We start from the raw sequence: 9,573 nt of genomic DNA, 5'->3' as shown, positions 1-9,573 counted from the left end.
TCCGGGAAACGCATCTTAAGCCAGCAGCTTTTCTACCAGCGCCGTCCACAGCGCTACGCCGTGCGGAATCAGTTCATCATTGAAATCATACCCGGCATTGTGCAGCGGCTTCGAGGCCGTCTCGCCGTCGGTGCCTATCCAAAAATAGGCTCCTGGACAGGCTTCCAGCATGCAGGCAAAATCCTCCGACGCCATGGATGGGTTTCCATTCCAGCTCACCGCCGAATCACCCAGCAGCGCGGTCGCCACATCGCGAACTTTTTGCGCTTGGGCAGGATCGTTAGTCGTCACCGGATAACCCGGATACCAGGAGATCTCCCCTTCGACGTCAGAGACCTGCGGCTGAGCGGCGACATAGCTCTCAATCAGCCCCCTCACCCGCTCGCGCACCTGGTTGTTCAGGCAGCGAAAGGTCCCGCGCAGCACCACTTTATCCGGCAGAACGTTAATCGCCTCACCGCCGGCAATCTGGGTGATGCTTACCACCGTAGATTCCTGCGGTGAAAGGCGGCGCGAAGGAATCGTTTGCAGCGCCATAATCAACTGCGCCGCGGCGACAATCGGGTCCGCCCCACGCTCCGGCATCGCCGCATGACAGCTTTTACCCGTCAGGGTGATTTCAAACGCATCGAGCGAGGCCATCATCGCCCCGCTGTTAATCGCCACCTGACCCAACGCAATGCCCGGCCAGTTATGCAGCGCGTAGATGCCGTCCATCGGGAACAGGTCGAACAACCCTTCTTCCACCATTTTACGCGCGCCGCCCAGATTCTCCTCGGCGGGCTGAAACACAAAGTGGACGGTGCCGCTAAAGCGGCGGGTTTGCGCCAGATGCGCGGCTGCCGCCAGCAGCATTGCGCTATGTCCATCGTGCCCACAGGCGTGCATCACGCCTGGATTGCGCGATTTATAGCTAACATCGCCCAGTTCGGTTATCGGCAGCGCGTCCATATCCGCCCGCAGTCCAATTACCGGACCAGGGCCATTCTCCAGCGTCGCCACCACGCCGGTACCCGCCAGCCCGGTATGAACCTGAAGTCCAAATGAAGTGAGTAATTCAGCAATACGCCGCGAGGTTTCCTGCTCCTGGTATCCCAGTTCAGGGCAAGTATGAAAATCACGTCGCCAGCGGATGGCCTCGGCGATCAGTGAAGGGGATACTGCCATGTCTTACTCCTTTCCTGCACAGCATCAGCGCTGAACCAGTGTTTTATTCAATAATTTGCGGTTATATACCCTAAATAATTCGAGTTGCAGGACAAGGCACTTGTGCCTTGAACAGCGCTTGCGCTGGCCCCGGAGGGGCGAGGCCACAGGCCGAGTAACGCGGCGACGCAGTGAATCCCCAGGAGCTTACTAAAGTAAGTGACTGGGGTGAGTGAGTGCAGCCAACGCACATGCAGCTTGAAGTATGACGGGTATAGGTTACCGACGATCCTATTGGTTATATCCTTTCGCCCGCGCGCTGACAACATTCAGCAAACCCTGAGCCCATGCGCATTAGCGAGGCATCCCGTCAGAGCCGCCTTTTTTGGCAGTCATATCAACGGTGACAGAAGGCGTGCGATTAATTATTATGCAGCTATACTGGCCTTTCGCCGAATAATTCACTCTTCAGACTTCCGTTATCGGGAATAAAATGTTCAACCCAGACCAGAGTCGCCTTGCCCCCACGCTGGCGATGATCATGGCCGCTTCACTAGTGGGATTTATCACCGGCTATACGGTGCCTTTAATCAGTCTTGAGCTGGCGCAGCAGCAGATTGATACCGTCTACGTTGGCCTGCTGGCCGCGCTACCGCCAGCGGGGATGATGATCTCCTCCTTCCTCTCACCTGCGCTGTGCCGACGCTTTGAGATGGGGATGCTGCTGGCCGCCAGCCTGGTGGTGCTCGCAGTCTCCACGGTAGCCTCCTGCCTGAGCTTTGATATTGCACATCTTCTGCTGCCGCGACTGCTGACCGGTATGGCTTCTGGGGTAATTATCGTTCTCGGGGAGAGCTGGATAACCGGCGGCGCGGCGGGCAAAAATCGGGCAACCTTAACCGGGATTTACGCCTCTGCCTTCACCGGCTGTCAGCTGGCTGGGCCATTATTGATTTCCGCCGGGCCAGACTATCAGCCGTGGGCGCTGTTGGTCATTGGCGGCATCACCGTGGCCTGCCTGCTGATGCTGCGTCACTTGCCGACAGGTAGCCGCGAACGACTCGCCGAACACGCCAGCTGGCGCAGCCTTGGCGCTTTTTTACCGGTACTGGCTTCCGGTGTGTTCTGCTTTGCGTTCTTTGATGCCAGCATTCTGGCGCTGCTGCCGCTGTACGGTATGGATAAAGGGCTAAATGAAGTGATGGCGGTGCTGCTGGTCACGGTAGTCCTGACCGGCGATGCCCTGTTCCAGGCACCATTAGGTTGGATTGCCGACCGCTTCGGCATCCGCCGCGTGCATTTAACCTGCGCGGTAGTCTTCTGCCTCGCCCTGCTGGCCTTACCGTTCCTGCTGGCATCAAATATTCAGCTTATTGTTGGCTGTATAATTCTGGGGGCCGCGGCGGGCGCACTCTATACGCTATCGCTGGTTCGCGCCGGGAAAACCTTCTCCGGACAGAAGCTGATAATGATCAACGCTCTGCTGGGGTTTTTCTGGTCTGCGGGCAGCGTCGCGGGTCCGGTGGTCAGCAGCCTGCTGATTAGCGTCGCGGGCTATGATGGTCTGGTGATGACGCTGTTTGCCAGCGGCGCGCTGTTCCTGCTGATTCAGTGCTTCGGCAAAAGCGAAAAAGCGCTGCTGGCGGATGCGCGTGAACGCGAAGAAGAGATGGATGATATTAGCGAAGTCGCACGGTAGTTTTTATCTCCGGGCTTCGAAAATCAGCGACTGTCGGAGCTGGTAATCCTACAACCAGCGCCGCACTTTACGCGCATACTCCGGCCACTGACGAGGAAAGAGACGAGCCATTTCCGCTTCTTCCGGGCGGATATGCAGCACGGTCAGCAAATAGATCAACAACGGTAGCGTCAGCAACAGTAGCGGTTTGCCGCTGAGAATAATCAGGGCCAGCTGTACGCCAGTCATCGCCAGATAGATTGGATTGCGCGAATAGCGAAACCAGCCGTCGGTCATCAGGGTCGTGGTCTCTTGCGCTCGAAGCGGATTCAGGGTGGTACGGTGGGTGCGAAACTGGCGCAGCGTTCCGAGGATGATAACCGCGCTAATGATAAGAGGGATTAGCGCAAGGCCGAAATAGAGTGGCCGCCACGCCCAGAACTCGCGCCCGGCAATCAACAGATCGAAAAGCACAAACAGCAGCAGTAAAACCGGCGGGACGAACACCTTCCTTAACATCAGCGCACTCCATGGAATGAGCAACAAATCATTCGGATTGTTCCCCGGCGGCATAGCGCACGCCGGGGCTGAAAGCCATTACAGCACTTTACTCAAAAACTCAGCGGTACGCGGGTTTACTGGCGCGCTAAAGATCTGCGCCGGTTTGCCCTCTTCCTGAATAATACCCTGGTCGATAAAGATAACCCGGTCGGCCACTTCGCGGGCAAAGCCCATTTCGTGAGTCACAATAACCATGGTCATCCCTTCGCTGGCGAGATTTTTCATCACCTCCAGCACGTCGCCCACCAGCTCCGGATCCAGCGCCGAGGTGGGTTCATCGAACAGCATGATCGACGGCTTCATCGCCAGCGCGCGGGCAATCGCCACGCGCTGCTGCTGACCACCGGAAAGGCTAGAAGGCCAGGCGTCGCGCTTGTCGCTCAGCCCTACCTTCGCCAGCAGCTCTTCCGCCAGATGTACCGCCTCGGCCCGCGCCATACCGCGCAGGTTCATCGGCGCCATAATCAGGTTTTCCAGCACCGTTTTATGCGGGAACAGATTGAAACGCTGAAACACCATACCGACGCTTTCGCGCATCTTATTAATGTCAGTGGCGCGATCGTGGGCGGCAAAACCGTTCACCTCAACTTCGCCTTCGCTGACGGTTTCCAGCGCGTTCATGCAGCGCAGAAAGGTACTTTTTCCCGAACCCGACGGACCAACAATGCAGACCACTTCCTGCGGTTTGATATCACAGCTGATGCCGCGCAGAACGTGGCTGTCGCCGAAGCGCTTGTGCAGATTATTAATGTGAATCACTTTTGCCAAACCTCTTTTCCAGACGGTTAACCAGCTGCGCCAGCAGGAAAGTAATAACCCAGTAAACCAGAGAGATGGTCAGGTAGGGTTCCCAGTAGGTGGCGTAAGCGCCGGAAACGGTACGCGCGGCGTAGGCCAGGTCCGCCAGGCCGATGGCTGAAGCCAGCGAGGAGTCTTTAACAATGGCGATGGCGTTGTTACCCAGTGGCGGCAGAATGCGGCGAAACGCCTGCGGCAGAATGACCTGACGCATGGTTTTCCACCACGGCATTCCCAGCGCGCGGGAGGCTTCCATCTGTCCTTTATCGATAGACTGGATACCGGCGCGGAAGATTTCGGAAACATAGGCCCCGGCATTGAGCGTTATCGCCACGACGCAGGAGAGAAACGCGCCGTAGTTGGAGCGCAGCTCGCGGGCAAAATCGGCGCTCATCATGCCGCTGGTGACCAGCAGCCCATCGCGCGGATTGATAAACAGCGGCACCAGTGCGAAGTGAACCACCATGATTTGCACAAACAGCGGCGTGCCGCGAAACGCGCTGACGTAAAAGCGTACCGGAAACTGCACTAGGTAACGCAGAACGTATTTCCATACCCCGTGCTCGGCTTTCGCCATTCGCCCCAGCCCGAGGGTCAGCCCCCACAGGGTGCCGAGGATCACGCAGATAATGGTACATTTAATGGTCATCAAGGCACCGTCCATAAACAGCGGACCGTACTCCTCGATAATCTCCCAACGGAATCCCGTCATAACCCTTCCCTAAAAAATACGGCTATCGTTAATGTCGATAGCCGTGATGAAAAAAAAAATGCAGATTATTGCGCTGGCAGCGTCGGTACGTTCTCGTCAAACCAGGTTTTATAGATTTTGGCGTAGGTGCCGTCAGCAACGATTTTCTGTAAACCGGCGTTGATTTTCGCCTGCAGTTCGCTGTTGCCTTTCGCTACCGCGATGCCGAAATACTGGCGTTCAAATTTGGCGTCTGGCACCAGTTTGAACTGCTTCTCCGGGTGCTGCTTGATGTAGTATTTCACCACGCCGACATCGCCTACCGCCGCGCTCACGCCGTCTTCAAACAGCTCTTGCAGCATCAGCGGGGTATTATCAAAGCGCTTGATCGAAGTGCTGTTTTTACCCAGTACGTCGGAAACCACGATATCGCCGGTACTGGAGTTCACCACCCCGACTTTCTCGCTTTTCAGCGCTTCCAGTGAAGTGACTTTAGAGTCTGCAGGAACCACGATGGACTGTTCAGCCGGGAAATACGGGGCGGAGAAATCGACCATCTGCTTGCGCTTATCGGTGATGGTGATCCCGGAGATAATAATGTCGCGGTCGCCGGTGCCCAGGGTGGCGAAGATCCCTTCCCACGGGGTGTTAATCAGTTTGATATCAAAACCTTCCGCTTTCGCAATCGCTTTGATGATGTCGATATCAAAACCTTCCAGCTGTTTCTGGCTGTTTTCAAACTCAAACGGACGATAGGTCCCGCCGGAGCCGACCACGTAAGTTTGCTGGGCCGCCTGAGCGGTACCGATCAGCGCTGCCATCAGGCAGCACGCTTTCATCCAATTCTTAACCATAACAACTCCGTTTTATGCATTTATTTTGCATAAAAATACACAGAGTCAGCAGGGCATGCAACCGGAAACCTTCCCGGCGGTGAATTATCTTTTGATTAGCCTCGTTTACCGCCGGATTTACCAATAGCCCGATGCAATTCATTGATCCGCTTCATCGATTTTACCGTCCTTTGCGGCGCGGTAGAGGCCACCGACAACACGATCATCTCCAGGCACACCAGCACCGTACCATGTAGCGGCACTCGGCCATTGTCGTCGCCGCGCGGCACGTCGATCACCACCTGCGCCTCCTGGCTAAAGCGGGAGTCCACCGCCTGGGTGAGCAGAATCGTCGGGATCCCCAGCCGCCGCGCTTCACGCAGGGTGGTCATTCCCTCCCGGTGCGGCGATTTTTGCCCCATCATAATCAGCACATCGCCGCGTTGCAGGCTAATGAGCTGCTCGGTGTGGGGAGGTGATCGTTTATGCATGGTTGGATCGTCGCCGAGAAAACAGCGAGAAGCCTTACGGGACAAGGCTTAGAGCCGGACTAGCCGTTTCTGCACGGCTGGTCGGGAAATGAGATTTTTTAGAGATTTATGCGTTAACTTCTGCACTATTATGGATTGTTAGTGTTAGTTCTTAATAGTGTTTTATAGCTTTTAAACAACTCTCCCGTACCAAACAACTTTTCCCACAACGTCAAAATCTGAAGGGATGTTATTTAAATTTATCGTGAATGGCTTGTATGCAGGATTAGTGCTAGTCACGAAAAGCTCCGAGCCTGGTAAGCGCTGGACTCTTTTTACTATAAGCTGACCATCAAGGCGCAGCACATAAATGCCTTCTCTTGGATCTTTATCACCATGATTTACAAGTATAATATCCTTGTCATTAAGTACTCCTTCCATCGAATCACCTACAACGCTGATTACAGATAGTTTCGTTGGGTCCGCCTTTAAATGGTTAACGATCCAATATCTTCGAAAAGACACTGTGAACATCGGCGTTTCATCATCATTCCAGGCACCATATCCAGCAGCTGCAGCTACGTTGTAGCGCGGGACAAACACAAACTCGCCTAAGTCAACATCATTTCCATGAACATCCAGGACTCCGCTAGCTGCTGGAACCGTTTGTAGTTCCGTTCCTGTTAGAACAGGGCTGTTTTGCCCGGTAGCAAGCCATTCAATGCCTACGCCTGCGGTCTTGGACAAAATAACCAAATTATCAAGTGTAGGCTGAGTCGTCCCTGTGAAGTACTTATGCATAGCTCCGTAACTGATGCCGCAATCTATCGCGAACTGTCGAATGCTCTTATCGCCTATCGCTATACGCAACCTTTCCCCGAAAGTGGTTCCTTTTTGATTATCCAATAAAGGATCCATAGTGCCTTTTTTACCGTTTGGATCCTTTTCTGTGTAAGTCATTGATACCTCCTAGTTGTAACGCATTTAAATGATAGTGGTCACATCAATCACAAAAGGAACCAAAAAAGCTTGATGTTTTCCTTTTAGTGATCAACACTGTTATTACAGTTAGTAACACAGATGAGTTATTACTATGTATAAACGGATAGAGTCTCAGAAATGCGCTTTAAATGGAACCACTTCATGCGATTGGCATCGAGCGGACATCATTGCTGAGTTACGTAAAAAAGGGACCACATTGGCTTCTTTATCTCGTAACTCAGGATTAAACGCGCGTACCTTGAACAATGCACTGGACCGTCGTTATCCCAAAGGTGAGCGGATCATTGCGTCAGCTATTGGTGTTGAGCCTTCTGAAATCTGGCCATCGAGATATGGTGAGGTGGCATGATGTGGTCAACGGTCGCTGAGCTTACAGGTTGCAATGGGATGCCTGCTACAGAACGGGGTTGCCGTAAATACCTTGATAACCTCGCTGCAAAAGTTCCTGATGTCCGCCGGAAACGTGTAGGTACAAAGGCGTTTGAATATCACATCGATTTTTTGCCTGCTAACACTCAGGAGGAAATAAAAAATCGTTATTACAACTCTCTGCTTTCAGAAAAGACAGTATCTACAAAAGTAGTCAGTACGCGACCGCGTTCAGATACAGCAACAAAGAAAAATATTTCGCTTATACGTCAATGTCCTGCGCTGCTTGATCGTGAGGTTAATTCATTAACCGAGAAGCAAAAGCAGATCGCCGATGCTCGTGCAGCTTTGGCTCTGGAGGTTGAGAAGCTCCGGGGTGCAGGAATGTCACGCACTGCGGCCGTTAATTTTGTTTCTATGGGGTCGCGTAAAGGGACGTTGCCCGAGCATTTGATGAACTCCGCTGAGCTGGCCAATGCCCGTAAAGGCAGCAGCCGCGCCGGCGTCGGTACCCGCAGCCTGCAGGAATGGGTCAGCGTTTTTGAGTCAACAAAACCAGGTATCGAGCGTATGGCCATGTTGGCTCCCGGTCATCTTAAAGCGAAGAAGCCGGAGCAGATTAAGTGGCTTCCTGACTTTCTGGCGCACTGGCGTAGTCGCAAAGGCCCTTGTCTTACTGAGGCGTACCGAGATTTTAAAGCCGAATGGACAGCCATCTATGCTGACCAGCCGGCAATGATTGCGGCATGCCCCTCCTATGACGCGGTTCGCCGGGCGATGGAGAAGCTGCCGCGCCGAGAGAAAGCGCGTGGCCGCGTCAGTGGTTCTGCTGCGCTGGCTTTTGAATGCTTCCAGAAACGTGACTGGTCGCAAATGCCGGTTAATGGTTGCTGGATTGCGGACGGTAAGTCGCTGGAAATGAAGGTCGCCCACCCCGATCATGGCCGTCCGTTCACACCCGAGCTGACCCTGATTATTGATGGCCGGACACGCTTTGTCGTTGGCTGGAGCCTGGCATTATCTGAAAGCGTTATCGCGGTGGCCGACGCTTACCGTTACGCCATGCGCCACTTTGGTAAGCCACTGTTCGTGTACTCCGATAACGGTGGTGGTGAAACCAACAAAACGCTTGATGCTGACGTGACTGGTATTTTCAGCCGCCTGGGTATTGAGCACCCGACCAGCATACCCGGACGTCCTCAGTCTCGCGGGATCATCGAGCGTCTGAACAAAGGGATACCGCGCCGTGTGGCCATGCAGTTTGACACCTTCAGCGGCGACAGCGCCGACCGTGAGCATGCGCGTATTACCGCTCGTGCTATTCAGTCGGCCGTCAAGGCGCAGGAGAACGGCCGCGAACTAACACCAGTACAGCGTACTGCTTTGGGGAAACTCCCTTCGTGGCAGCAGCTGCTTGACGCCATCGCTGAGGAAGTGGACGTCTACAACAATACCCACGAACACAGCGAACTGCCCAGGCGCAACGGTAAGCATCTGACGCCAGCAGCGTACCGCCGGGCCGTTCTTGAGCTCGAAGGTGATGAAACAGAGTATCTGACCGACGTCGAACTGCGAGAAGCGTTCATGCCCGAAATGGTGCGCACCGCGCAGCGTGGCTGGCTTCGTCTGTTCAATAACGATTATTTCTCTGAAGAGTTGATCCAGGTAGACAGCGAAGATGTGCGCGTGGCCTTCGATATCCACGACCCGCAGTCCGTCATCGTGCGCCGGATGGATGGTTCTTATGTCTGTACTGCAATCTGGAATGGCAATAAACGTGCAGCGATTCCGGTCAGTGCAATGGATGTGGCCGTTGAGAAACGCCGTCAGCGTCGTATGAAACGCGTTGAAGATAAAGTTCAGGAGATCGAAGCCGAGGGCCGCTCTGTGTTGCCGGGGCAACGATTCGATGACCTGGGAAGTTTCATCCCTGCTGAATATACCGTTGTGAAAGAAGAAGAACCTTATTTCTTCCTTGAGACTGACCGCGATGAATATCTGAAAAAAATCGGTAATACCCGGTAA

The 9,573-nt window shown here is 54.1% G+C and carries 9 protein-coding genes and 1 pseudogene; 3 read left to right on the top strand and 7 right to left on the bottom strand.

The window, feature by feature from the left end:
- Positions 1-15: 15 nt before the first annotated feature.
- Entirely contained in the window at positions 16-1,167 is a 1,152-nt protein-coding gene (locus ACMYSL_RS12710) for a M20 aminoacylase family protein (protein ID WP_434663254.1), read from the bottom strand.
- Positions 1,168-1,639: 472 nt separating this feature from the next.
- Between ACMYSL_RS12710 and ACMYSL_RS12705 the strand changes: the two genes are divergently transcribed.
- Positions 1,640-2,845 carry an MFS transporter gene (locus tag ACMYSL_RS12705; RefSeq protein ID WP_434663251.1) on the top strand — a complete coding sequence of 402 codons (1,206 nt, stop codon included), beginning with the start codon at positions 1,640-1,642 and terminating at the stop codon, positions 2,843-2,845.
- A gap of 48 nt (positions 2,846-2,893) precedes the next feature.
- Here ACMYSL_RS12705 and ACMYSL_RS12700 read toward each other — a convergent pair whose 3' ends face one another.
- From ACMYSL_RS12700 to ACMYSL_RS12675, 6 genes and pseudogenes are all read right to left on the bottom strand, one after another.
- Positions 2,894-3,343, bottom strand: a complete 450-nt coding sequence (locus ACMYSL_RS12700) for a methyltransferase family protein (protein ID WP_434663248.1) — start codon at positions 3,341-3,343, stop codon at positions 2,894-2,896.
- Positions 3,344-3,421: 78 nt separating this feature from the next.
- The gene (locus ACMYSL_RS12695) at positions 3,422-4,144 is read right to left on the bottom strand and encodes an amino acid ABC transporter ATP-binding protein (RefSeq protein ID WP_434664058.1); all 723 of its coding nucleotides are present in this window, start codon (positions 4,142-4,144) and stop codon (positions 3,422-3,424) included.
- Positions 4,131-4,895, bottom strand: a complete 765-nt coding sequence (locus ACMYSL_RS12690; RefSeq protein WP_283826540.1) for an amino acid ABC transporter permease — start codon at positions 4,893-4,895, stop codon at positions 4,131-4,133. Before ACMYSL_RS12690 ends, ACMYSL_RS12695 begins: the two co-directional genes overlap by 14 nt.
- Before the next feature lie 65 nt (positions 4,896-4,960).
- Entirely contained in the window at positions 4,961-5,728 is a 768-nt protein-coding gene (locus ACMYSL_RS12685) for a basic amino acid ABC transporter substrate-binding protein (protein ID WP_182239302.1), read from the bottom strand.
- Positions 5,729-5,823: 95 nt separating this feature from the next.
- A pseudogene (locus tag ACMYSL_RS12680) lies at positions 5,824-6,171 on the bottom strand (MurR/RpiR family transcriptional regulator); the annotation flags it as partial.
- A gap of 198 nt (positions 6,172-6,369) precedes the next feature.
- Positions 6,370-7,137 (bottom strand): XRE family transcriptional regulator, encoded by a 768-nt coding sequence (locus ACMYSL_RS12675; RefSeq protein WP_434663244.1) that lies wholly within the window; start codon positions 7,135-7,137, stop codon positions 6,370-6,372.
- Between the two features lie 133 nt (positions 7,138-7,270).
- On the opposite strand from ACMYSL_RS12675, the gene ACMYSL_RS12670 reads away from it, so the two are divergent.
- Entirely contained in the window at positions 7,271-7,528 is a 258-nt protein-coding gene (locus ACMYSL_RS12670; protein ID WP_071599317.1) for a helix-turn-helix domain-containing protein, read from the top strand.
- A gap of 38 nt (positions 7,529-7,566) precedes the next feature.
- Complete coding sequence (locus tag ACMYSL_RS12665; RefSeq protein ID WP_434664055.1) at positions 7,567-9,573, top strand: Mu transposase C-terminal domain-containing protein; 2,007 nt, start codon at positions 7,567-7,569, stop codon at positions 9,571-9,573.

The organism is Klebsiella sp. MISC125 (genome assembly GCF_051131775.1).
Classification (GTDB): Bacteria; Pseudomonadota; Gammaproteobacteria; order Enterobacterales; family Enterobacteriaceae; genus Klebsiella.
Note: the sequence above shows the minus strand (reverse complement) of the source record. Positions and strands in the feature narration are given on the sequence as shown.